18 protein-coding genes and 1 pseudogene are annotated in these 22,591 nt (G+C 73.0%); 6 read left to right on the top strand and 13 right to left on the bottom strand.

Annotated elements, in window-relative coordinates; all coding sequences use genetic code 11:
• Nucleotides 1-66: 66 nt before the first annotated feature.
• The 4 genes from BLT82_RS00975 to BLT82_RS00960 all read right to left on the bottom strand — a co-directional run bounded on the left by BLT82_RS00975 (nucleotide 67) and on the right by BLT82_RS00960 (nucleotide 2,757).
• Nucleotides 67-651 carry a DUF6099 family protein gene (locus tag BLT82_RS00975; protein ID WP_244291770.1) on the bottom strand — a complete coding sequence of 195 codons (585 nt, stop codon included), beginning with the start codon at nucleotides 649-651 and terminating at the stop codon, nucleotides 67-69.
• Between the two features lie 125 nt (nucleotides 652-776).
• Entirely contained in the window at nucleotides 777-1,148 is a 372-nt protein-coding gene (locus tag BLT82_RS00970) for a nucleotide pyrophosphohydrolase (protein ID WP_093651827.1), read from the bottom strand.
• On the bottom strand, nucleotides 1,145-2,281 hold the full coding sequence (locus BLT82_RS00965; protein ID WP_093651826.1) for an AAA family ATPase: 1,137 nt from the start codon (nucleotides 2,279-2,281) through the stop codon (nucleotides 1,145-1,147). Before BLT82_RS00965 ends, BLT82_RS00970 begins: the two co-directional genes overlap by 4 nt.
• A 56-nt stretch (nucleotides 2,282-2,337) precedes the next feature.
• Entirely contained in the window at nucleotides 2,338-2,757 is a 420-nt protein-coding gene (locus BLT82_RS00960) for a cell division protein SepF (RefSeq protein ID WP_093651825.1), read from the bottom strand.
• Between the two features lie 469 nt (nucleotides 2,758-3,226).
• On the opposite strand from BLT82_RS00960, the gene BLT82_RS00955 reads away from it, so the two are divergent.
• Both BLT82_RS00955 and BLT82_RS00950 read left to right on the top strand, forming a co-directional pair.
• Nucleotides 3,227-5,656: a SpoIIE family protein phosphatase gene (locus BLT82_RS00955; RefSeq protein ID WP_093651824.1), complete on the top strand. Its 2,430-nt coding sequence runs from the start codon at nucleotides 3,227-3,229 to the stop codon at nucleotides 5,654-5,656.
• A 122-nt stretch (nucleotides 5,657-5,778) separates the two neighbouring features.
• Entirely contained in the window at nucleotides 5,779-7,854 is a 2,076-nt protein-coding gene (locus BLT82_RS00950; RefSeq protein ID WP_093651823.1) for a SpoIIE family protein phosphatase, read from the top strand.
• 52 nt (nucleotides 7,855-7,906) lie between these two features.
• On the opposite strand, the pseudogene BLT82_RS00945 reads toward BLT82_RS00950, so the two are convergent.
• A pseudogene (locus BLT82_RS00945) lies at nucleotides 7,907-8,038 on the bottom strand (helix-turn-helix domain-containing protein); the annotation flags it as partial.
• 344 nt (nucleotides 8,039-8,382) lie between these two features.
• Nucleotides 8,383-9,147, bottom strand: a complete 765-nt coding sequence (locus tag BLT82_RS00935) for an aldehyde dehydrogenase family protein (RefSeq protein WP_093651822.1) — start codon at nucleotides 9,145-9,147, stop codon at nucleotides 8,383-8,385.
• A 696-nt stretch (nucleotides 9,148-9,843) separates the two neighbouring features.
• Here BLT82_RS00935 and BLT82_RS37005 point away from each other — a divergent pair.
• A complete protein-coding gene (locus BLT82_RS37005; protein ID WP_093651821.1) occupies nucleotides 9,844-11,025 on the top strand; it encodes a DUF418 domain-containing protein in 1,182 nt (393 codons plus the stop codon).
• 6 nt (nucleotides 11,026-11,031) lie between these two features.
• On the opposite strand, the gene BLT82_RS00925 is transcribed toward BLT82_RS37005, so the two are convergent.
• The 7 genes from BLT82_RS00925 to BLT82_RS00895 form a co-directional block, all read right to left on the bottom strand.
• A complete protein-coding gene (locus BLT82_RS00925; protein WP_093651820.1) occupies nucleotides 11,032-11,640 on the bottom strand; it encodes a ribonuclease FAU-1 family protein in 609 nt (202 codons plus the stop codon).
• A gap of 81 nt (nucleotides 11,641-11,721) precedes the next feature.
• Nucleotides 11,722-12,036 (bottom strand): alpha-amylase, encoded by a 315-nt coding sequence (locus tag BLT82_RS00920; protein ID WP_093651819.1) that lies wholly within the window; start codon nucleotides 12,034-12,036, stop codon nucleotides 11,722-11,724.
• Between the two features lie 93 nt (nucleotides 12,037-12,129).
• On the bottom strand, nucleotides 12,130-13,140 hold the full coding sequence (locus BLT82_RS00915; protein WP_093652203.1) for a carbohydrate kinase family protein: 1,011 nt from the start codon (nucleotides 13,138-13,140) through the stop codon (nucleotides 12,130-12,132).
• A 40-nt stretch (nucleotides 13,141-13,180) separates the two neighbouring features.
• Nucleotides 13,181-14,083 carry a methylenetetrahydrofolate reductase [NAD(P)H] gene (gene metF / locus BLT82_RS00910; RefSeq protein WP_093651818.1) on the bottom strand — a complete coding sequence of 301 codons (903 nt, stop codon included), beginning with the start codon at nucleotides 14,081-14,083 and terminating at the stop codon, nucleotides 13,181-13,183.
• Nucleotides 14,080-15,318 (bottom strand): methionine adenosyltransferase, encoded by a 1,239-nt coding sequence (gene metK, locus BLT82_RS00905; RefSeq protein ID WP_093651817.1) that lies wholly within the window; start codon nucleotides 15,316-15,318, stop codon nucleotides 14,080-14,082. Before metK ends, metF begins: the two co-directional genes overlap by 4 nt.
• 71 nt (nucleotides 15,319-15,389) lie before the next feature.
• A complete protein-coding gene (locus BLT82_RS00900) occupies nucleotides 15,390-16,442 on the bottom strand; it encodes a fatty acid desaturase family protein (protein ID WP_093651816.1) in 1,053 nt (350 codons plus the stop codon).
• A 40-nt stretch (nucleotides 16,443-16,482) separates the two neighbouring features.
• Nucleotides 16,483-16,959, bottom strand: a complete 477-nt coding sequence (locus BLT82_RS00895) for an SRPBCC family protein (RefSeq protein WP_093651815.1) — start codon at nucleotides 16,957-16,959, stop codon at nucleotides 16,483-16,485.
• 244 nt (nucleotides 16,960-17,203) lie between these two features.
• Between BLT82_RS00895 and BLT82_RS36745 the strand changes: the two genes are divergently transcribed.
• From BLT82_RS36745 to BLT82_RS00885, 3 genes are read left to right on the top strand one after another with little or no spacing between them, the layout of a single operon-like run.
• Entirely contained in the window at nucleotides 17,204-17,446 is a 243-nt protein-coding gene (locus BLT82_RS36745; RefSeq protein ID WP_143041462.1) for a hypothetical protein, read from the top strand.
• A 20-nt stretch (nucleotides 17,447-17,466) separates the two neighbouring features.
• Nucleotides 17,467-20,802, top strand: a complete 3,336-nt coding sequence (locus BLT82_RS00890; RefSeq protein ID WP_093651814.1) for an AfsR/SARP family transcriptional regulator — start codon at nucleotides 17,467-17,469, stop codon at nucleotides 20,800-20,802.
• Between the two features lie 30 nt (nucleotides 20,803-20,832).
• A complete protein-coding gene (locus BLT82_RS00885) occupies nucleotides 20,833-22,464 on the top strand; it encodes an MFS transporter (protein WP_093651813.1) in 1,632 nt (543 codons plus the stop codon).
• The last annotated feature ends 127 nt before the right edge of the window (nucleotides 22,465-22,591 follow it).

Genomic DNA, 22,591 nt, shown 5'->3' with positions numbered 1-22,591 from the left:
GTGCCGCGCCGTCCAGGCTCCGCGACGTCCCGGCTGCGGGGCGAAGCGGGCGTGGGGCCTCCTGGCTCAAGGCGGGCTCGCCGTCGGTTCGGCCGGATCCGGCCGGCGGGCGGTGACCGGGCCGCCGTCCCGGTCCCCGTACCCGTACCCGTACCCGCCTCGCTCCCTTTCCCGTTCCCGGTCGCGGTCTCTTCGGCGCTCCCTGTCGCGCTCGCACAGGGAGAGGCGGTGGAGCATGGCGCGGACGTGGTCGCTGGATTCGTCCGCGGCGTCGATCGCCTCGATGCACTGCCAGTACAGCCCCTCCTCGTCCGTGGCGCAGGCGACGCCGACGAGCGCCATGCCGACCTCGCCCAGCAGGGTCCCGAGCGCGTCCAACGACCGTCCGGGATCCGCGACTGCCGTGAGCTGGGCGGCTCTTGGACCGCCCGAGCGCAGGACGGCCGGGTCGGCTAGCATGCCGGCCCGGCCACCTGCCTCGCTGAGGCCGCGCGCCTCGCCTCTGAGCTCCTGCGGTCCGTCCACCGCCAGTCGGCTTCCGATCGCCTGGGCGAGGGCCTGCGCCTGCCAGGCCTCCGCCACGACGTCGAGCGCCGCGCGGCACTCCGCGAGTGCGCGCCTGCCGATCGCCACGAGCCGTTCCGCATCCATGTACGCCGCCCCCGTTCGTACGACTTTCTGCCCACTGAGTCACTACCCAGAGTGAAGGCGCTCCAGACGAAAAGCCAGGGGAATTCGGAAATCTGTGGACAGGTGGCCGCTTGGGGAAAGATCAGTCACTCCGCAGAGTGACGATCCCGTACGGAAGGACCCTCGGACGCCCGTTCGGCCGGAGGGAAGCGGAGCTCGTTCCGGTCGATCTTCTCCGAGAGCGCCCGGAGCGCGTCGACCCCGACCACCTCGCAGAACTGGAGGAGATACGCGAGCACATCGGCGACCTCGTCGGCGACCCGATGGGCCTTGCGGGGATCGTCCATCACCCGCGCCGACTCCTCCGGCGTCAACCACTGGAAGATCTCGACGAGTTCCGCCGCCTCGACCGTCAGCGCCACGGCGAGGTTCTTCGGGGTGTGGTACGGCTGCCAGTTCCGCTCCGCGGCGAACTCGGCCAGTCTGCGCTGCAGTGCCTGCACGTCCGGTTCCGTCATCGCACCAGGTCTACCACCGTCACGCCGTGGACTCCCCGCGCGGCCGCCGCCTCTCCCACCTCCCCCACCAGCCGCAGGTGCCCGTCGGCGCAGATGGACGCGGCCAGGGCGAGGAGGGCGCGGAACTGGGCCGTGTCCAGGGCGCGGTCCAGGTTCTCGGCGAGGACGGTCAGCGACTGCAGGGCCCGCGGGACCTCCGCGGCCTGGTCGACCGCCAGCACACCGGGACCGGTCAGCAGGACCAGGGCGAGGGCCAGGAACCGCAGTTCGCCGTCGCCGAGCCGGCCGAGCGGGGTGGCCCGCGCCGGGCCGTCCGCAGCGGCCCGGCCGAGGACCGCCCGGACCGTCCCGTCCGTGAGCTCCTCGACCCCGACCTCGCTGACGGGGCCGGCGCACCCCGCGCGGGCGACGGACGTCAGCCGGGCGTGGCGGCGCGTGCACTCGTGGCGGGTGCGGTGGAGCACGGCGGCCAGGTTGTCGCAGCCGCGCCGAAGCCGCCCCTCCCCCGGCGGGACCGGCTCGCGCATCCGCTCGGGCCGGGGATCGCAGGGGAACACCGAGCGCAGCGCCACCACGACCTGCTCGGCGGCCGCGAGCACCTGCCGCTGCCCGTCCGTCGTCCCGGCGACCCGCAGCGGCAGGAGCGCCGTGCCGAGCAGGTCGTCGGGGAGCGGCGCACGAGTGACCAGCGCGTCGCCCGCGGTGTGCCACTCGGCCTGGACGCAGGCACGTCCCGGGTCGCGCAGGGCGGTGCTCAGCAGCGTGCGCCCGCCCGCGGTCAGCCGTTCGCCGACGATGCGCAGCGCGGGATCGGCCTGCACGGCGACGTCGAGCCGGACGGGCCCCTCCGGGCCGTCGACCGTGCAGCCGATCCTGAAGCCCCGCCTGCCCTGCTCGTCGGGTGCCGCGACCTCGGGCACACAGCCCGCCGGATCGGGGAACACCTCGCCCAGCGCGGCGCCGGACCCGAGCCGGGCCAGTGCCTCGTACGCGCGCAGTGCGGTCGACTTGCCGCTGCCGCTCGGCCCGGCGAAGAGGGTCACGGGGCCGAGCGGAAGGACTCTCCCCCGGTGCGCGGCGAAGGAGGAGAGTCGCAGTTCGGTGACGGTGGGGCGGATGGCGGATGCGTCCATGCGGCGGACGCTACGCAGCGCCCGGCACGCCGAACCGTTACCTCTGGAAACGCTTCCTACGAATGGGGGACGGCGGCGGCCGCGAGACCGTCGACCTCCGTGCCGACGGGTGCGAGCAGGAACACGTTGCGGTCGACGCGGTGCATGCCGCAGCCGAGCCCGAAGACGACTCCGCTGCTGAAGTCGAGGATGCGTTTGGCGACTTCGGCGTCGGCGCCGGTGAGGTCGAGCAGCACGGGAATGCGGGCGATGAGGTACTCGGCGACCTCGCGGGCGTCGGCGAAGACCTGGACGCGCAGGACGACCATCCGGCGCTGCTCCGCCTCCGCGCCGGCCCCGGCGGCGGCGAGGCCGTCCCGGGGGATCGTGCGGTGGTCCACGCGTGACGGCCACTCGTTGCGGCCGCGCAGCGGCACGACCTGGGCCAGGCCCTCCCACTGCTCGTCGGTGACGTCGTACCTCTCGTACCTGCTCATGCGACCATCTTCGCGCTCCTCACCCATTCGGCCCAACAGCGACACGAACGAGTCCGCAGCCGGCCCATGGGAGCGGCACCGGGTGCGGAACGGGACCGCGGACCCGGCGATATGACGGGGCCACGGCTCCGGCGGTGCGGCGGGGCACAGCCCCGGCGAGATCCACGAGGTCAGCGTGCGCGGGGCCGCGCCGAGTCGAGGCGTGTGCGGCTCCCCGCCGCTGCCCCGCAGCGAGGGCAGCGCCGGGGCCGCGCCAACGGAGAGTGCGCGCACGCCTGTTGGCACACGGGCATGCCCGGGAGCACACTTCACGGGCGGACGGCCGCCATGGCTCCAGGGTGCGCCGCGGCGATCAAGATCGCATGCCGGCGTGCCCGCCGGTGCCGCACCGGGGCCTCGCCCCCGTGAATCGGCGTCAAACGGGCCACGGGGCGTGCGCAACCGTCGGAGCCGGTGGAGCATGAGAGTGATGACCGGATCCGTGACCCTGATCAGTGAGAGCCCGGAGGACCCGTTCTCGCTGGGGCGGGCCGTCTCCGTCGTGCTGGACGAGCGGGGGTCGGTGGTCGGCTGGAGCGAGCGCGCGCGCGAAGTCCTGGGGTTCACGGACCAGGAGGCACTCGGCCGCCCCGCGGAGCAGTTCCTCGTCGACGCGCGTGACCGCGGCCTCGTGCGGGAGGCCGCGGTCGACTGCGTGCGGGACGGCGGCTGGTTCGGGGTGGTGCCGGTCGTCGACAAGGAGGGCCGCAGGTCCCGATTCGGGGTCCGGGCCCGACGGGTGATACGGGAGGGCCGGGCGGACGAGTGGCTGCTGGTGGGCGCGCCGGCCGAGGAGGTCGCCCAGTGGGAGATCGACCGGTCGGTGATGGAGGGGCTGTTCCGCCGCTCCCCCATCGGTCTGTCGGTGCACGACCCGAATCTGGCGATCCTGCGGATCAACCGGCCGATAGCGCACATCGGCGGGATCACCAGCGACCAGGCCCGGGGCCATCGCATCGGTGACTTCCTGGTGGCCGCGGACGCCGAGACGATCGAGTCGCGGCTCAAGGAGGTCCTGGAGACCGGGACGCCGATGATCTTCACTGAGCAGCCGTGCCGGCTGCTCATCGAGCCGGGCATCGAGCGCTACGTCGCGGTGTCGGCCTTCCGCATGGAGGACTCGGGCGGGCGGACGCTCGGGGTGACCCAGCTGGTCGAGGACGTCACCGACCGGCACCGGGCGCGCCGCCGGCTGGCGATGCTGAACGAGGCGAGCGAGCTGATCGGCACCACGCTGGACGTGGAGACCACGGCGCAGGAGCTGGTGGACGTCGCCGTGCCCGGTATCGCCGACTGTGTGACGGTCGACCTCCTGCCGGCCGTCGGACTCGGGGAGGCGCTGTTCCCGGAGCGCGGCGGTCCGCTGCGCAGGGCCGCTTTCAAGTCGGTCGCACCGTACCCCGAGCGGGTGATGTACCCGGTGGGCACGCTCAGATCCTTCCCGAAGGATTCGCCGCAGGCCCGGTGCCTGGTGAGCCGGCGCCCCGTGCTCGTGCCGCACATGGATCCCGACGACGCGGAGCTCGGCCTGCACGCCGAACGGGGCGAGCACGCGCGGGCGCTGGGCGTCCACTCGCTGATGGTCGTGCCGCTGACCGCCCGGGGCCTGGTGCTGGGCCTCGTCTGCCTGTGGCGGTACGTCGTCCCGGAGCCGTTCGAGGAGGACGACCTGACGCTGGCGAACGAGTTCGCCGCGCGGGCCGGGGTCGCCATCGACAACGCCCGCCGCTACACCCAGGAGCACCGGACGGCGCTGGCCCTGCAGCGCCGGCTGCTGCCGCGCGAGGTCCCCTCGCAGCCGGCGGTGCGCGTCGCGCACCGGTATCTGCCGGCCGGCGGCTCCGCGGGGGTGGGCGGGGACTGGTTCGACGTGATCCCGCTGTCCGGGGCCCGGGTCGCGCTGGTCGTCGGCGATGTCGTGGGCCACGGCATCAACGCCGCCGCGACGATGGGCCGGCTGCGCACCGCCGTGCACACCCTGGCCGATCTGGACCTGGAGCCGGACGAGGTGCTGTCCCACCTCGACGACCTGGTCACCCGGCTGGCCGGGGAGCAGGAGCACGGCGACGAGGGCTCGCCCGGCGAGCAGGTGGTGGGCGCCACCTGTCTGTACGCCGTGTACGACCCGGTGTCCCGGATCTGCTCCGTGGCCCGCGCCGGCCATCCGCCGCCCGCGCTCGTCTCGCCGGACGGCGAGGTGAGCCTGCCCGATCTGCCCGCCGGGCCTCCGCTGGGTCTCGGTGGGCTGCCGTTCGAGTCCGAGGATCTGGAACTGCCGGAGAACAGCGTGCTCGCCCTGTACACCAACGGGCTCATCGAGGGCGACGCGTACGACATCGACGCGGGTCTCGACCGGCTGGCGGAGGCCCTGAGCGGCCGGGACCGGCCGCTGGAGGACATGGCCCAGTCCGTGGTGGACGCGCTGCTTCCGGCACGGCCCACCGACGACGTGGCCCTGCTGCTGGCCAGGACCCGCACCCTGGCGCCCGAGCAGGTCGTGACCTGGGTACTGCCCGCCGAGCCGACCACCCCGGCGCGGGCCAGGGTGCTGACCGCGGAGAAGCTGACCGAGTGGGGCCTGGAGGAGATGATCTTCACCACCGAGCTGATCGTGAGCGAACTCGTCACCAACGCCTACCGCTACGCAGGCGGCCCGGTGACCCTGAGACTGATCCGTCTGCACCGTCTGATCTGCGAGGTCTCCGACCCCAGCAGTACCTCACCGCATCTGCGGCGGGCCCGCAGCACCGACGAGGGCGGCCGCGGGCTGTTGCTCGTGGCACAACTGACGTCACGGTGGGGTACACGGCACGCACATGAGGGCAAGACTGTCTGGACCGAGCAGGAGCTGCCGGGCTGACCGGTGGGGCCGAAGCTGCACGGATCCGGGCGCGGAGGGACGATGAGAGCGCCCAGGTTTCCGGCGGGGTGGGCATGACCTGCACAAATACCCTGTGACGGTGGCGGGAGGAGCAGCTGCGGATGGGTGGCACCGAAGCGTTCCCCGGTGACCTGGTACCGAGCGTGGAGGTCGGCCCCGCCCCGCCCGGCGGGCTGCTCGACGTGCTCGGCCTGGCACCGGTGGTGCTGGACGCGGAGGGGCGGATCGCCCTGTGGAGCCAGCAGGCCGAGGAACTGCTGGGCTACACCGCCGAGGAGGCGCTCGGGCAGTACGCGCTGCCGCTGCTGGTCGAGGAGGATCACATCGGCACCGTCCTCGAGCTGTTCTCGAGCGTGATGGAGAGCGGCGAGAACTGGGCCGGGGTGTTTCCGGTGCGGCACAAGGACGGCGCGGTCCGTCAGCTGGAGTTCCGCAACATGCGGCTCCAGGACCAGCACGGCGGCTTCTACGCCCTGGGGCTGTCCACCAGCCAGGAGACCCTCCGCCAGGTGGAACGGGACCTGGCCCTGTCAGTGCGGCTGGTCGACCAGTCGCCGATCGGTCTGGCCGTGCTGGACCCCGACCTGCGGTGCGTGACGGTCAACCCCGCCCTGGCAGGCGTCAGCGGACTTCCGGCGGAGCAGCACGTGGGCCGCCGCGTGAGCGAGACCCTGCCGTTCCTGGACGCCGCCCGGCTCGAGGCGGCCATGCGCCGGGTGCTGGAGACCGGCACGCCGATGGTGGACCGCCAGGTGCTCGGGCGCACGCCGTCCGACCTGGACACCGAGCGCGCCTGGTCGGTGTCGCTGTACCGGCTGGAGGACCCGCGCGGCCGCATCCTCGGGGTCGCCGCGTCCGTGGTGGACGTGACGGACCGGCACCACGCCGCGAAGGAGGCGGAGCGGGCCCGGCACCGGCTCTCCCTGGTGGCCGACGCGTCGATGCGCATCGGCACCACCCTGGACCTGTGGGAGACCGCCCGGGAGCTGGCCGACGTCACGGTGCCGGAGCTCGCCGACATCGCCGCGGTGGACGTGCTGGACTCCGCGGTCGAGGGGCGCCGCGAGTCGGTGCAGGAGGGCAGCACGGCGGTGTTCCGCGCGCTCGCCGTGGCGGCCGCGTATCCGACCGTCGCCGTGCAGGCCGCCGACCCGCCGGGCGAGATCACCCGTTACGAGGCGGACCGGCTGGTCACCCAGTGCGTGCAGACGGGCGAGCCGATCGTGGTGCCGCACGTGGCGAACGAGGACCTGCCGCGGATCGCGCGGGACGCCTCGGCGTCGGTGCTGCTGGCGGCGGCGGGGGTGCACTCGTACATGGCGGTGCCGCTGATCGCCCGCGGGGAGGTGCTGGGGGCGCTCGACCTGAAGCGGTTCCGCAACCCGGTCCCGTTCGACTCCGACGACGTGCTGCTGGCGAGCGAACTGGCGAGCCGGGCCGCGGTGTGCATCGACAACGCCCGCTGGTACCAGCAGCAGCGCAACGCGGCGCTCGCCCTCCAGCGCAGTCTGCTGCCCCGGCATCCGCCGAACCTGGTGGGGCTGGAGGTCGCCTCCCGCTACCAGCCCGCGGGAGCGGTCAGCGAGGTCGGCGGCGACTGGTTCGACATCCTCCCCCTCAGCGACGGCAAGACCGCGCTGGTGGTGGGCGACGTGATGGGCAGCGGGATCAACGCGGCGACGGCGATGGGCCGGCTGCGCACCGCCACGCAGACGCTCGCCTCCCTGGGCCTGGGGCCCGACGAGGTGCTGCGGCACCTGGACTCGATCACCGGTGAGCTGGAGCCGTACATCGCGACGTGCCTGTACGCGCTGTACGACCCGCACAAGGGCCGTGTGTGCATCTCCACGGCCGGTCATCTGCCGCCGGTGCTGCTGCGGCCCGGTGAGGCGCCCGTGCTGCTCGATCTGCCCACCGGGGTGCCGCTGGGCGTCGGCGGAGTGGAGTTCCGCTCCGTCGACTTCGCCCTGAGCCCCGGGGACACCCTCGTGCTCTACACCGACGGTCTGGTGGAGACGCGCGACCAGGACATCGACGCCCGGCTGCATGTGCTGCTCACGCTGATGGCGGGGCCCGCCGCCGGGCTGGAGGAGACGTGCGACCGCCTCCTCGACTCGCTGCGGCGGGGTCCGGTGGAGGACGACGTCGCGCTGCTCATCGCGCGTGTGCGGGAGTGAGCACGGGCGTCCACCTCGCAGGGGCGGGTCTCGTACGGGCGGGTCTCGTACGGGCCGTAGAGGGTCCTCTTGGTCGCTCCGGCCTCGGCGGCGATCAGGTCCACCCCGACTGCGTGGATGCCGTGTTCGTAGAACAGCCGTGAGGCGGCTTCCAGGACGCGGCGGGCGCCGAGGTCAGGGTGATGCGCCGGGGCTGCCGGCCGGGACGAGGGGACCACGGCCCTGGTCGACGCCGCACAGCCGCTCGTCGCAGGCGCGCTCGCCGGGCCGCTGCTGCGGCAGCGCGTCCCCGGCGGCAGTGGTGCGGCCTGCTCCTGGGGATCTCGGTGTCGCGGTGGTCACGGTCGCCGACGCGGGCGCCGCCCGGGGGGGGGTGGCGCCGTGGGCCGCGGTGGCGATCGTGCACCGGGGCGGGGCCGCGGCGGTGGTGCCGGTCCCCGTCCGCACCGGATCGGGGCCGGGTCGCACCGGTGTGCATGACGCTCCGTCAACCGCTCCCCGCGTGCGCGGAGCAGGCCCGGGACGCGGCTATCGCTGAATGGTTCCGGGGGTGATGGTCACGCGCTCGCACTCGACGAAGTCCTCCATCGCCGACGCTTCCCGGGAGCTGCCGTCGAGGGCGCACGGCACGTCCGCGGCGGCCACCAGATACCGGGCGCCCGCGCCGTCCTCCTCCGTGAACCCGTTCACGACGCCACGCGGCAGGGACTCGATCTCGGAGAAGATCCCGAAGACCAGGGAGTTGACGCGGGCCGTCTGCTCCGGCATCCCCACCACACTGGTCGTACCGGCCGCCAGGGCCGGGGCCAGGGAGCAGATGAGCACGACGACGGGCGACCGGCGCGGTACGACGATTCCCGTCACGCCTCGGGGGCGCCGCAGGACCAGGGAGCACTTCCCCGGGGCGGCTTCGAGGGCACGGCCGTGCTCGGTGCGCACGAGCGAGGCGAAGTAGCGCAGTCGCGACGGCACCGCCTCCGCCTCGAAGCGCGCGTGCTGCCTGCGCCTTCCGTCCGTCAGGGCGAGCACCTCGGTCAACTGCCCGACGTGCGCGGCGAAGACGTCCGCCATCTCGTGCAGGGTCCTGGCCCGCAGATGCCGGTCGTCCTTCCAGCGCGTCTCGCCGAAGGCCCGCCGGGCCGCCGCGACCGCCCGTGCCGCCATCTCGCGTCCGTCGCCCGCGGTCCCGTCAGTCCTCTGCTCCCCCGGCGCCGGACGGACGTCAGTGCCGTCACGGCTTCCCGGACCGACCCAGGTGCCGTCGATCCAGTGCAACGCGGTCCCAGTCGTCATGGCTCACTCCCAGCTTCGTCCGGAGCGATGAGTGAACGGACACGTCGTCCTTCGGTGCATTGCCGAGCCGACATGGCCGCCGTACCGGACGACGCCACGCGCGGTGTACCGCGCCGCGGCCCGCATCGGCCGCTTCTGCGACGACGCCTCCGGTGTACCCGAGTGGCAGAACCGTCTCGTGCAAGAACGCTGATCGGTCTCGTGGTGGAGTCGCTCGGACTTCCATGGCGCCCGAGGCGCCCGCTCAGCCGGTCCCGGGGATGTCCGGCTGATCTGGGGGAAATCGCCGCATCGCCGGCACGCCGGGGGGTTTCCGGCGGTCGCCGCCGGCTCACCGGCGGGGGCCCGTCCCGCGGGCCGTCTCACCATGCTGCCGTCCCGGGATGCCGGGCGCAACGCGAACCCGGAACGCCCCCGGTTCCGGGCCTCCCGTCGCGTACCGATACAAATGGGGTCGACCAGCAGGGCCGATCCGGGCCGTACGGCAGAACCGTGGCCGTACGACCGGTTCGGCGGCACGACCGGGGACGCGGGGGCGGATCAGGTGGTACGTACAGCCGGTGCAGCGGTGCCCACGGCACGGGAGCCGGGCAAACGGGAGCGGCACGAGACCCCGGGGGAACGGGGCGGGCCCGGAGAACGGGCGGGCCGGGGGGAGCAGCGGGCCCGGGGCGAACGGGAGACCGGCTGACGAGCGTGGACGCCGCCCGCGCCGTCGCGGTCTTCGCGATGTTCGCGGCGCACATCGGCCCGCCGGCGAGACCCGAGGGGGCGGGCCATCTGCTGGTCGCCTTCGACGGGCGCGCGCCTGCGGTCTTCACCCTGATCGCGGGGCTGTCGCTGTCGCTGTCCCGGGGCGGAACCCGCCCGCGTCCCGCGGCGAGGGGCGCCCGGCGCGGCACGCTGGTCCGCTGCGCCGCCCTCGCGGCGCTGGGCCTGGCTCTCGCGGAACTCAGGTCCGGGATCGCGGTCATCCTGGCCTTCTTCGCGGTGTACTTCCTGGCCGCCGAGCCGCTCGCCCGGCTGCGGACGCGCAATCTGCTCGTGGGGGCGGCTGTGTCGCCGGTGCTCGGGCCCGTGCTGTCGTACGTGCTGGGGCCGTACTTCGGCCACCGCGTGTCCGGCCGCGGCCGCTATCCGGGGTTCGAGGCGGTCACGAGCTTGCCGGGGTTCCGCGACGCGCTGGACACCCTGCTGCTGTCCGGCGCGTACCCGTGGCTCACCTACTTCCCGTATGTGGCGATGGGCATGGCGCTGGGCCGCGTGGTGGATCTGCGCAGGCCGGGGACGGCGGTCCGGCTCATCGGCTGGGGAGCCCTGGCCGCGCTGGCCGGGCACGGGCTGTCGGCGCTGGCGCTGGGGCCGGGCGGCGGGCGCGAGGCGCTGCTGCGGGCCGTCGCCGACAGCCATCCGTTCGCGCTGAGCGCCCCCGATCCGGTGCAGGCGGTTCTCGCCGCCCAGGCGGGCGCGATACCGAGCACCTCCTGGGCCTGGCTGCTGGTCGACGGACCGTACAGCCAGACGCCTTTCGAGACCGTCGCCAACACCGGCGCGGGTGTGCTGCTCCTGGGCCTCGCCGTCGCGGCCGCCCGCAGCGGGCCCCTCCGGCCGCTGCTGCGGCCCCTGGCCACCGTCGGCACGATGGGGCTCTCGGTGTACGCCGTCCACGTCCTGGCCCGTGCCGAGTTGCGGCCCCAGCACGGCTGGGTGGCGCTGGGCGCGTTCTGCCTGGTCTCCCTGGCGGCCTGCGCACTGTGGGCGCGCGTCTTCCGCGGCAGGGCGCCGGGGCGGGGACCGCTGGAGTGGGCCCTGCACGTGCTGGTGCGGGCCGCGACGTCGAGGAGGGGCGCTTCGCGCCCCGGCGGAACCAAGGCATAGGGGTCCTCAGCGAGCGGCCGGAGTGCCGCCGTCCGTCAGGGCGACGGGTCCGGGAACGTCCCACCCGGCGGGCGGGGTCCACTCCCGCCACCGCTCCCACCAGCATTCGCCGCGCTCGACGAGATCGACGACCCGGGCAGCGGCCGTCCGCACGGCGGCGGCCTCCCGGCTCGTGAAGCCGCCCGTGCGCACCCGTTCCTCGAAGTGCTCGACGTCCTTCCAGCGGTACGGGGAGCCGTCGCCGGGGATGACGAGGTCCAGTTCGTGGTCGAGCGTGTCGAACCCGCGCTCCGTACGGGCGTACGGGGCCTGGAAGTTGACGTACCACTCGCACAGTTCGCCGCTCTCCCAGCGGCCCCACACCGCGTAGCCCTCGCCGGGGCGCTGGAGCTGGAGCACCCCGCTCGACTGCCACACGTGCGCGAACTCGAGCCAGGTGTGCGGGCCCCAGCGGAAGTCGCCGCGGCCGAAGGTCAGCGGCGTCCCCTGGGCCAGGTACACGGCGAGCGCGTGCTCGTCGTCACCGGCCACCCGCACGGGGTAGACCAGCCATTCGCGGCCGTCCAGCATCTCCCGGCGGACGATGACCTCGCCCTCGCGGAATCGTGTGTCCATGGGGCGACCCTAAGGGCAGGCGGGCCCGGTGCCGGCCGGCGTGAACGGCGCCGGCCGGCCGGTGGGCAGTCGGGGACGGGCTCAGACGGGCTGCGGCGGGCAGAGCAGCACGCGCAGAACGCCGTTGCCGCCGGTGCCGTACCCGGGGAAGGTGACCGTCGCCCCCGGCTGCGCCTCGCGGCAGGGCACTTCGGCTCCGTCCGTGTACTCCACCGTCACCCGGTGCGCGGTGCCGCAGTCGTTGGTGACGTGGGTGTAGCGCCAGCTCGCCGCGTACCGGACGCACTCGGGCGCGGGCTCGCCTCCTTCGGTCGCCGGCGCCGCGTGCCCTGCTCCGGCCGCGGAGAGCGTCATGAACACTGCGCCGCCGATTATTGAACCGACCAACTGTCGCATGGGATCTCCGACTTCATTAGTTGAATGTCAGCACCCAGTGTGTGCCATCAAAGACCAGCAGGAGTCGGATTTCGCCAGAGCATTGACTTCAGATCATGAAGACTCAGCCGGGCGACGCTTCCCGGGGCCGAGCAGCCCACTCGCATCCACCGCCTGCGCGGTGACCGGCCCGTACGCGGACTCGATCCGGGGCAGGAGTGCGCTTCGCGCGACGGTGTACTCCTGCGGACCGACGCTCTCCAGGGCGAGCACGGCCATCGCGCACCCGAACCGGGCGGCCCCGACCGGCTCCAGACCGCGGCCGGCGGCAGCGAGGAAACCCGCCCGGAAGGCGTCGCCCACGCCGGTCGGGTCCGCGATCGGGCCGGCCTGTACGGCAGGGACGGTGACGGGGGCGTCGCCGTCGCGGTGGAGCGTGACACCCGCTTCCGCACGGGTGACGACCCAGAGGCCCACGCGGGCGAGGACGTCCTGGTGCCGCCATCCCGTGAGTTCCAGCAGGAGAGACGCCTCGTACTCGTTGGTGAACAGCCACCGGGCGCCGTCGACCAGGTCGCGTACGTCGTCGCGGCTCAGTCGCGGCAGCTGCTGCGAGGGGTCGGCGGCGAACGGGAGGCCCAGCTCGCGGCACTGGGCGGTGTGCCGGAGCATGGCCCGGGGATCGTTCGGCGAGACCAGCACGAGATCGATTCCGCCCGACCGCTCGGCGACGGGGTGCAGGTCGATACCGGCCGCCTCTTCCATGGCACCCGTGTAGAAGGAGGCGATCTGGTTCTGCGCCTGGTCCGTCATGCACATGAAGCGAGCCGTCTGGCGCTCGGCGGAGACGTGGACGGACTCGGTGTCGACCCCGTGCTCCTTCAGCCACACGCGGTACTCGGCGAAGTCGGCTCCGACCGCCCCGACCAGGATCGGGCGGAGGCCGAGGCAGCCCATGCCGTAGGCGATGTTCGCCGCCACCCCTCCGCGGCGGACCTCCAAGTCGTCCACGAGGAACGAGAGCGACACCTTGTCCAGTTGATCGGCGATCAACTGGTCCGCGAACAGTCCGGGAAAGGTGGTGAGTTGGTCCGTGGCGATGGAGCCGGTGACGGCGATGCGCAGGTCGGCGCCCCCGTCCGGCCCCTCCTCGGGAAGAACGGTGTCAGCGGTGTCCTGAGAGGACATCGGAACTCCTTGAACTCATGACGTTGCGGTGGATGTCGGCTGCGGCGTCGGAGCGGTTGAGGGTGATGTAGTGCAGCCCCGGAGCGCCTTCCGCGAGGAGCCGCAGCGCCATGCCGGTGGCGTACTCGACGCCGATGCGGTGGGCGGTGCCGGGGTCCTGGCGGGCGGCCTCCAGCCGGTGCGCGAGGTCCTCCGGGAACGCGGCGTCGCTCAGCTCGGAGAACCGTCGGATCTGGCGCACGTCCGTGGCCGGCATGATCTCCGGAATGATCGGGGTTTCGCAGCCGGCGGCCTCGACCCGGTCGCGGAACCGCAGGTAGTCCTCCACGTGGAAGAACATCTGGGTGATGGCGTAGTCGGCCCCGGCCCGGCACTTGGCGACGAAGTGGCGGATGTCGCTGTCGCGGTCGGGAGAGCGCGGGTGGCACTCGGGAAAGGCCGCGACACCGACGCTGAAGTCCCCCAGTCCCCGGACCAGGGAGACCAGTTGATGGGCGTAGTCGAAGCCCTGCGGGTGCGGCGTCCACGGTCCGCGCGGGCTGCCGGGCGGGTCCCCCCGCAGCACCAGCACGTCCCGGATGCCGGCGTCCGCGTACTGGCCGATGATGTGCCGCAGTTCCGCCACCGAGTGGCCGACGGCGGTCAGATGCGCCACCGGGCGCAGGGTGGTCTCCGCGGCGATGCGCTTCGTCACCTCGACGGTGCGGTCGCGCGAGGAGCCGCCTGCGCCATAGGTGACGGACACGAACGACGGCGTCAGGGCCTCGATGCGGCGGATCGCGCGGAGCAGCGACCGCTGCCCGGCCTCGGTCCTCGGGGGGAAGAACTCGAAGGAGAAGGTGGGTTCGTCGGCGCTGATGAGGTCGCCGAGCGCGCTCACCGCGCGTCGCCGCCCTTCGATGCGACGGCCGCCTTCAGGGCCTCGACGCGGTCGGTGCGCTCCCAGGTGAAGTCGGGCAGTTCGCGGCCGAAGTGACCGTACGCCGCGGTCTGGGCGTAGATCGGGCGGAGCAGGTCGAGGTCGCGGATGATCGCGGCCGGGCGCAGGTCGAAGACCTCGGAGATGGCCCGCTCGATGGCCGTCTGCGGATGGCGGGCGGTGCCGAAGGTCTCGACGAACAGCCCGACGGGCTCGGCCTTGCCGATCGCGTACGCGACCTGCACCTCGCAGCGGGAGGCGAGACCGGCCGCGACGACGTTCTTGGCGACCCAGCGCATCGCGTAGGCGGCCGAGCGGTCCACCTTGGACGGGTCCTTGCCGGAGAACGCGCCGCCGCCGTGGCGGGCCATACCGCCGTAGGTGTCGATGATGATCTTGCGACCGGTGAGGCCGGCGTCGCCCATCGGGCCGCCGATCTCGAAACGCCCGGTCGGGTTGACCAGCAGCCGGTAGCCCTCGGTGTCCAGCTTGATGCCGTCCTCGTGGAGGGCGGCGAGGACCGGCTCCACGACGAACTCCCGGACGTCCGGGGTCAGCAGGGTGTCGAGGTCGATGTCCGCGGCGTGCTGCGTGGAGACGACCAGGGTGTCCAGGCGCTGCGGGCGGCTTCCCAGGTACTCGATGGTGACCTGGGTCTTCCCGTCCGGACGCAGATAGGGGATCGTGCCGTCCTTGCGGACCTCGGTGAGCCGGCGCGCGAGCCGGTGCGCGAGCTCCAGGGGCAGCGGCATCAGCGTGGGCGTCTCGTCGCAGGCGTAGCCGAACATCAGCCCCTGGTCGCCGGCGCCCTGCCGGTCGAGTTCGTCGGCGACCCCGCCCGAGGCACCCTCGACCCGCTGTTCGTAGGCGGTGTCGACGCCCTGGGCGATGTCGGGCGACTGCGCTCCGATGGAGACCTCGATGCCGCACGAGGAGCCGTCGAAGCCCTTGGCGGACGAGTCGTAGCCGATCTCCAGGACCTTGTCGCGGACCAGCTGGGCGATCGGCGCGTACGCGGTGGTGGTGACCTCCCCGGCCACATGGACGAGACCGGTGGTGATCATGGTCTCGACGGCCACGCGGGACGTGGGGTCTCCGCGCAGCAGGGCGTCGAGGATCGTGTCGCTGATCTGGTCGGCGATCTTGTCGGGGTGCCCCTCGGTGACGGACTCGGACGTGAACAGACGGCGGGACATGAGACTCCTCGGCGGTCGGTTGCGGTCGGCGGTTCGGGCCGGTCGTGGTGGTGCGGACGCGTGCGTGCCCGTCACGGTGCTGCGGGGGACGGACGGCCGAGGTCCGGGACGGCGCTGCCACCGATCAGCCGGAGGTGGCGCAGGACCTCTGCGTAGGAACGGGTCGCGGAGACCTCGTGGTACGGCAGGCCCACTTCGGCGCAGTAGGCCATGGTGAGCGGCCGGCAGCGCCTCAGGTTCGGGCGCGGCATGGTCGGGAACAGGTGGTGCTCGATCTGGTAGTTGAGGCCGCCGTAGAAGAAGTCGTGCGGTCGGGAGCTGCGGATGTTGCGCGAGGTGAGCACCTGGCGGGCGAGCCAGCCGGGCTCCTCGCCGCTGTCCCGCACCGGCATGCCCTTGTGGTTGGGGGCGAAGACGCAGCCCAGGTAGACGCCGAACAGCCCCTGGTGAACGGCGAAGAAGGCCAGCGCCAGGCCGAAGGGGAGGGTGAGGAACAGGGCGGCGTTGTACGCGGCGAGATGGACTGCCATCAGCAGGGCTTCCGTCCCGGGCCTGCGGACGGCTCCGCGGCGTATGGCAACGGCGCTGGCGATGCGGAGGCCGAACGCCTCCAGGGTGAGCAGCGGGAAGAACAGCCCCGCCTGGTGGCGGATGACGAACGCCCGTGTGCCGCGGCTCTTCCGCGCCTGCTCCGGGGAGAAGGCGACCACCCGGCGCAGGATGTCCGGATCGAGTTCGAGGTGGTTGGGATGGCTGTGGTGACGCCCGTGGTGGTTCATCCACCAGCCGTAGCTGAAGCCGAGGAGCAGGTTGCCGTGGACGAGTCCGAGCACTTCCGTCGCCAGGCGGCCGGGCACCACCTGGGAATGACCCAGGTCATGGCCGAGCAGTCCGGTCTGCCCGTAGGCGAAGGCCAGCAGCACGGCGGTGAGCAGCTGGAACCACGAGTCGCCGAGCAGGAAGAACACGGTCCAGGCGCCGGCGAGCAGTGCGGTGTTCGTGACGAACTTCTGTACGTAGTAGGCGGGTCGTGGTGCCAGCAGACCGGCTTCGCGCACCGCGCGCCGGAGCGGCTCGAAGGACGCGGTGACACCGGACGCCGGTGTGGTGGTGGTCGGTTCCATGGTGGTCGGGTCGTCTCCCGGATGGGGGCCGCCGGCGGCTTCAGCCTTCGGCGGCCTGCTTCAGTCGGTGGAGTGTGGTGCGCATGCCGGCCCGGTTGCGTGCGGCGCGCAGGCGCGGACGGGTGCCCGTGAACACCAGCCCGAGCAGTTCGGTGAGCCGGGCCCCGCGTCCGGTGCGCAGGTCGGTCCAGTGCTCGGTGACCCGGGTGCCGTCGTCGGTGGGGGTGAAGCGGTAGCCCCACTCGGCGACCGGCAGTCCGAAGGTGCTGACCCGGAAGGTGAAGGCGTGGGGCCGCTCGGCACGCACGACACGGCACCAGGTGAACCACACCCACGGCCCCTTGCGGTTGAAGCCGACGAAGCCGCTGCCCCGGCGGGCCGGCGGCCGGGGCAGCCAGACCCTCCGGCACTCCGGGCTCCATCTGCCCATCGCCCTGACGTCCGCAACGGAGTCGTAGAGCGTGTCCGCCGCGGCTTTGATGTGAATGCTTTCTTCCACTTCCCACAGCCGCTGCATGGGATCTCCTCCGGTCGACGGGAACGGGACGATGGCGACGCCCGGCAGATGCTAATCAGACCATCAAGTCGACGGCAATGATTTCCCGTGAAAGTTTTTCCGTGGCGGATCCGATATTCATTCGGGCCGCGCCGGAGCGGAATGCCGCTCTCCACGGGGAACGTTTCCGCCCATTCGCTTGACGGTGCGTTGTCAAGCGTCTAACTTGGAACGAGCCGGATCGTTCCGTCCGGCTGATTCTCGCGTGACCAGTGCTTATGTCTCGAGCGACTGGACGCGGGACACGGGGATGAAACGGGGGAACGCTGCTTTGACGCGACCTGAACAGGGCCGTGACGATACCGTCCGGCCCGACATCGACATGCCCGAGGAGCCTTTCCTCCTCGAAATTCCCACCCTTCCCGAGATTCTCGGGACCATCTTCTCCGGAGGGCCTCTTGAAGCCATTCGCAATGGTTCGGGAAAACAGACGCCGGCAGTCGGCTGACGTCTTCGGATAACCGCCTCATGCGTTTCGACGTACTGGGCCCCGTGGAGATGAGGAGGGCCGACGGAGCGGCGGTGCCGGTGGGCGGCCCGAGGGTGCGCGGCCTGCTGGCGCTGCTCCTCCTCGGCGCCGGCCAGGTCGTCCGCACGGAGCGCCTGATCGACGGCCTGTACGGCGACCGCCCACCGCGCCACGCGACCCGGGCCCTCCAGTCGCAGGTGTGGCGGCTCCGCCACGCGCTGGACGGCGACGCGGAGCTGGAGTTCCACCAGTCCGGATACCGGCTCGCCGTGGAACCCGAGTCCGTCGACGCCCATCGCTTCGAACAGCTGGCCGCCGCCGGACGACGGGCGCTGGACTCGGGAGAGTCCGCCCGTGCCACCGAGGCACTCGACGAGGCGCTCTCGCTCTGGCACGGGGCGGCGCTCTCCGGGGTCACCGACACGCCGTTCCTCGCCGCCCAGGCCGCACGCCTGGAGGAACTGCGCTTCACCGCGCTCGAGGACAGGGCGGACGCCGAACTGCTGGCGGGCCGCTGCCACGGCCTGGTCGCGGAACTGCGCGAGCGCATCTGCGCGGGCCCGCTGCGGGAACGTCCGCGTGGCCAGCTCATGCGCGCGCTCCACGCCTCCGGGCGGACCGCCGAGGCCCTCGCCCTCTACGAGGAGACCCGCCGGGTCCTGGCAGCCGAACTCGGCACGGAACCGGGGGCCGAACTGCGGGCCGTGCACCTTGCGGTCCTGCGCGACGAGCCCGCGGACACCCCGCCCCCGGTGGCGCCCCGCGCCCACGGAACCCCGCCACCGCGCAGCCGGCCGGACCCGGTACCGGCCGCCCCCGGCGCACCGTCGGCCGGGGCCCGGCGGCCCCCCGCGCCCACCGCGCCCACCGCGCCCACCGCACCGGGTCCTGCCCGGCGGCACCGGCTGCCCGCGCCGCTCACGAGCTTCGTCGGCCGCGACGAACCGGTACGGCGCCTCGGCGACCTCCTCGACGAGGTCCGCCTGGTCACGCTCACGGGCCCGGGCGGATCGGGGAAAACCCGTCTCGCGATCGAGACGGCCACCCGCCGCGACGAGGACGTGTACCTCGTCGAACTGGCCGGCCAGGCCCCTGCGACCGACGTCCCGCGGGCGGTCCTCGACGCCCTCGGCATCCACGACGCGCCCGTGCTGCCGGTGGCGCCGGCCGGCCGCAGGCGCGCCGGGTCGCCCGTGACCGAACGGCTGGTCTCGGCCCTCGCCGACCGCCGCTCCCTCCTCGTGCTCGACAACTGCGAACACGTCGTCGAGGACGTCAGCCGCCTCGCCCAGGAGCTGCTCGACGGCTGTCCCGGCCTCACCGTGCTGGTCACCAGTCGCGAGGCACTCGGCATCACCGGTGAGACGCTTCTCGCCGTGACGCCCCTGGAGGTGCCGCCGGACGACCGCGGCACCGACCCGGAGCGCGCGCTGCGCTATGCGGCGGTGCGGCTGTTCTCCGATCGCGCCCGGGCCGTGCGCTCCGGCTTCGCCCTCGACGCGGACACCGTCCGGCCGGTGCTGAAGATCTGCCGCGCACTCGACGGGCTTCCGCTCGCCATCGAACTCGCGGCGGCGAGACTGCGCTCACTTCCCCTGGGCGAACTCGCCGCACGGCTCGACGACCGCTTCGCGCTGCTGTCCCGCGGCAGCCGCACGGCGCCGCCGCGGCACCGCACCCTCAGCGCGGTCGTCGACTGGAGCTGGGACCTTCTCGACGAGGAGGAGCGCATCCTGGCCCGCCGCCTCTCGGTCTTTCCCGCCGGCGCGACGCAGGCCGCGGCCGAGCGCGTCTGCGGACCGTTCTCCGGCAGCACCCTCGACCTGCTCAGCTCCCTGAGCGACAAGTCGTTCGTCACCGCGACGGGCGAGGCCGAGCCGCGCTACAGAATGCTGGAGACCGTGCGGGCCTACTGCGCACGACGGCTGGCCGAGGCCGGGGAGACGGAGTGGATCCGCCGCGCGCACGCCGCGCACGTCACCGAGTTCGCCGAGGCAGCCGCGCCCCATCTGCGCGACGCGGCCCAGCTCGACTGGCTCTCCCGCCTGACCGCGGTCCACGACGACATCGTCGCCGCCCTGCACTGGTCCACTCGCGCGGACCCCGCCCGGGCCCTGCGGCTCGCCGCAGCACTGTGGTCCTACTGGTGGCTGCGCGGCCCGGCCGGTGAGGGCGCCGAGCGGATGCGGGACGTCCTGGTGTCCGCCGGTACCACTCCGCCCCCCGATCTCGCGGCGCAGTACGTCATCTGCGTGGCCGGCACCGTGCTCTCCATGCGTCCGACGCCGGATCTGCACTCGCACCTGCGGGCCGCCGTCGCCCTGGGAGACGGCCTGGACCCGGACGGCGCCCATCCGCTGGTCGCCCTGATCCGGCCGGTCGTCGCGCTCGCCACCGGCGACCACGACGCCGAACTGCCCCCGTTCCCCCACACGGGCCGGGCCGAGCCGAACGCCCCGGACGGGGACCCGGCACTGCGGGCCGCCATGCACCAGCTGCTGGGCATGCTCCACCAGGGACGCGGCCGGCCCGACCGCGCGGAGCGCTGGTTCACCGTGGCGCTCGACGGCTTCCGGGCGTCGGGCGACCGTCTCGGCGCCATCCAGGTCCTGCCCGAACTGGCCCGGATCGCCGGGTGGAACGGTCGCCACGAGCGTGCCGTGGCGTTCGTCGACGAGGCTCTCGCCCTGGCGGTCCAGCTCGGCTCCACCACCAACGAGGCTTATCTCCTCGGCCGTCGGGCCGCCGAACGCCGCAGCGTCGGCGACCTGGCCGGTGCCGAGACCGACAGCGCGGCAGCCGGACGGCTGGCACGCGCCGCGGACGCGCCGGAACTGGTCGCTGCGGCGCAGCATCACGCCGGTGAGACCGCCCGGCTGCGCGGGGACCACGCGAGTGCGCGACGGGCTCTGGAGTCGGCGCTCCGCGGCTGCGGGGGGACCTGGCTCGGCGAGGAGATCCGGGTCAGGACGCTCACGGCCCTCGGCCGGGTCAGCCAGGCCGAGGGGGACCAGGGCGGGGCGCGCGAACGGCACGGACGTGCGCTGGACGTCGTTCTCGTCGGCTGGGACCTGGCGACCATCGCCGACACGGCCGACGGCCTGGCCGGCGTTCTCGTGGCCGACAGCCCGGTCACGGCGGCCACCGTCCTCGGCGCGAGCACCGCGCTCCGCGGAGTGCGGGCCACGGACCAGGACACGGTGCTCGCCGTCCGGGACGCCCGCCGGCACCTGGGAGCGCGGGCGTTCCGCCAGGCCTACGGGGCGGGGTCCGCGCTGTCCCGGCAGGAGGGTCTCGCACTGCTCGCGAGGGCGCTGTCAGAGATCCGTGAGTGAGCGGTGAGCGGCGGCGGCCACGCTGAGCACATGGGGAAACACGCGCTGCTGAGCGAACGCCGGAAATGGGCCACGCTGGCGACCGCCTGCCTCACGATGCTGCTGCTCTCGGTGGACCTGACCGTCCTGCACCTGGCCGTTCCCCGGCTGACCGCGGAGCTGCGGCCGACGTCCACCCAACTGCTGTGGATCGCCGACGTGTACGGCTTCGCGCTCGGCGGGCTGCTCATCACCATGGGCAACGTGGGCGACCGGGTCGGCCGCCGACGACTGCTCCTGGTGGGCACGTTCGGGTTCGGTGCGGCATCCGGGCTGACGGCGTACGCGTGGAACGCGGAACTGCTCATCGTGGCGCGTGCCCTGCTGGGGGTCGCCGGCTCGACGCTCATGCCGTCGACGCTCTCGATCATCCGGAACACGTTCACGGATCCGGTCGAGCGGACCCGGGCGATCGGGATCTGGTCGAGCGTCAGCTCCGCGGGTTTCGCCGTCGGGCCGCTGATCGGCGGCCTGCTGCTCGACCACTTCTGGTGGGGCTCGGTCTTCCTGATCAACATCCCGGTGATGCTGCTCATCTTCGTCGTCGGCTTCTTCGTGCTGCCCGAGTCGAAGAACCCGCGGCCCGGGCGGCTGGACGCCCTCAGTGTGCTGCTCTCGGTGACCGGCATCGCCGCCGTGATCTACACGATCAAGGACGCCGCGCACGACGGGTTCGCACAGACCGATGTGGCGGTGGCCTGTGTCGTCGGCGTCGGGGCCCTGACGCTCTTCGCCTGGCGGCAAGGGCGCCTGGAGACGCCCCTGATCGATGTCGCACTGTTCCGGAACCGGGGCTTCAGCGCCTCGGTGGGCGCCACGGTGATGGCCATGTTCGCCCTGGCCGGAGTGGGGTTCGTGGGCTCGCAGTACTTCCAGGTGGTCCTGGGCTGGTCGCCGCTCCGTTCCGCGGTCGCCCAACTGCCGGGCGTGGCCGGGGCCGTGGCCGGGGCGGTTCTGGCGCCGAAGCTGGCGGCCGCCGCGGGCCGGGCCCGCACGGTCGGGCTGGGACTGACGCTGGTGTCCGTCGGACTGCTGCAGTACCTGTGGCTGTCGACGGAGGTCTACTACCCGGCGGTCCTCGCGGCGCTGATCGTGACCAGCTCCGGGGTGGCGATGACGTTCACCGTGACCGCCGACAGCGTGTTGGAGTCCGTCCCCAGGGAACGCGCCGGAGCCGCCTCGGCGATCTCCGAGACGGCGTACGAGATGGGTGGCGCCCTGGGTATCGCGGTGCTGGGCAGTGTGCTGAGCCGTGTCTACCGCGACGGCCTGGACATGCCGCCGGGGATCCCCGGGGAACACGGGGCCGTCGTCAGGGAGTCGCTCGCCGGCGCCATGGACGTCGCGGGCCGGCTGACCGCCGATCTGGGCGCGGCGCTGGCGACGACGGCGCGTGAGGCGTTCATCGACGGGTTCCACGCGACGGTGGCGGCCTGCTCGGCACTGGCCGCGATCGTGATGGTGGCCACATGGATCGCCCTGCGCGGGGCCCCTGCGCCGGGCCCCGCGGAGAGCGCCGGCGAGGAGGCCGCTCCCGCGACGCCTCCCGCACGGTCGTCCGGTGACCCGGACACGCTCGTGCTGGTGGCGGACTCCGCGCAGCGGGCAGCCACCGGTCCGTGAAACCGGTCGTGTGACCCGACCGCAGCGCATTCCCATCCGGCGGCCGTCCGGCCTACCGTGACGCCTGCCGAGTTGATCGAATCTTGAACGGAACGTACCGTTCTCACAATTCCCCGTGCAGGGGACT

The sequence above is a fragment of the Streptomyces wuyuanensis genome, from assembly GCF_900103455.1.
Taxonomy (GTDB): Bacteria; Actinomycetota; Actinomycetes; order Streptomycetales; family Streptomycetaceae; genus Streptomyces; species Streptomyces wuyuanensis.
The sequence above is the reverse complement of the archived record's forward strand: the minus strand, read 5'-3'. Positions and strand labels throughout refer to the sequence as shown.

Coding starts and splice junctions, on each gene's coding strand:
- BLT82_RS00885 (WP_093651813.1), top strand. CDS start 20,833: ATGGGGAAACACGCGCTGCTGAGCGAACGCCGGAAATGGGCCACGCTG.
- BLT82_RS00890 (WP_093651814.1), top strand. CDS start 17,467: ATGCGTTTCGACGTACTGGGCCCCGTGGAGATGAGGAGGGCCGACGGA.
- BLT82_RS00960 (WP_093651825.1), bottom strand. CDS start 2,757: ATGAGCAGGTACGAGAGGTACGACGTCACCGACGAGCAGTGGGAGGGC.
- BLT82_RS00975 (WP_244291770.1), bottom strand. CDS start 651: ATGGATGCGGAACGGCTCGTGGCGATCGGCAGGCGCGCACTCGCGGAG.
- BLT82_RS00955 (WP_093651824.1), top strand. CDS start 3,227: ATGACCGGATCCGTGACCCTGATCAGTGAGAGCCCGGAGGACCCGTTC.
- BLT82_RS00950 (WP_093651823.1), top strand. CDS start 5,779: ATGGGTGGCACCGAAGCGTTCCCCGGTGACCTGGTACCGAGCGTGGAG.
- BLT82_RS00900 (WP_093651816.1), bottom strand. CDS start 16,442: ATGGAACCGACCACCACCACACCGGCGTCCGGTGTCACCGCGTCCTTC.
- BLT82_RS00895 (WP_093651815.1), bottom strand. CDS start 16,959: ATGCAGCGGCTGTGGGAAGTGGAAGAAAGCATTCACATCAAAGCCGCG.
- BLT82_RS00965 (WP_093651826.1), bottom strand. CDS start 2,281: ATGGACGCATCCGCCATCCGCCCCACCGTCACCGAACTGCGACTCTCC.
- BLT82_RS00935 (WP_093651822.1), bottom strand. CDS start 9,147: ATGACGACTGGGACCGCGTTGCACTGGATCGACGGCACCTGGGTCGGT.
- BLT82_RS00920 (WP_093651819.1), bottom strand. CDS start 12,036: ATGCGACAGTTGGTCGGTTCAATAATCGGCGGCGCAGTGTTCATGACG.
- metK (WP_093651817.1), bottom strand. CDS start 15,318: ATGTCCCGCCGTCTGTTCACGTCCGAGTCCGTCACCGAGGGGCACCCC.
- BLT82_RS00970 (WP_093651827.1), bottom strand. CDS start 1,148: ATGACGGAACCGGACGTGCAGGCACTGCAGCGCAGACTGGCCGAGTTC.
- BLT82_RS00925 (WP_093651820.1), bottom strand. CDS start 11,640: ATGGACACACGATTCCGCGAGGGCGAGGTCATCGTCCGCCGGGAGATG.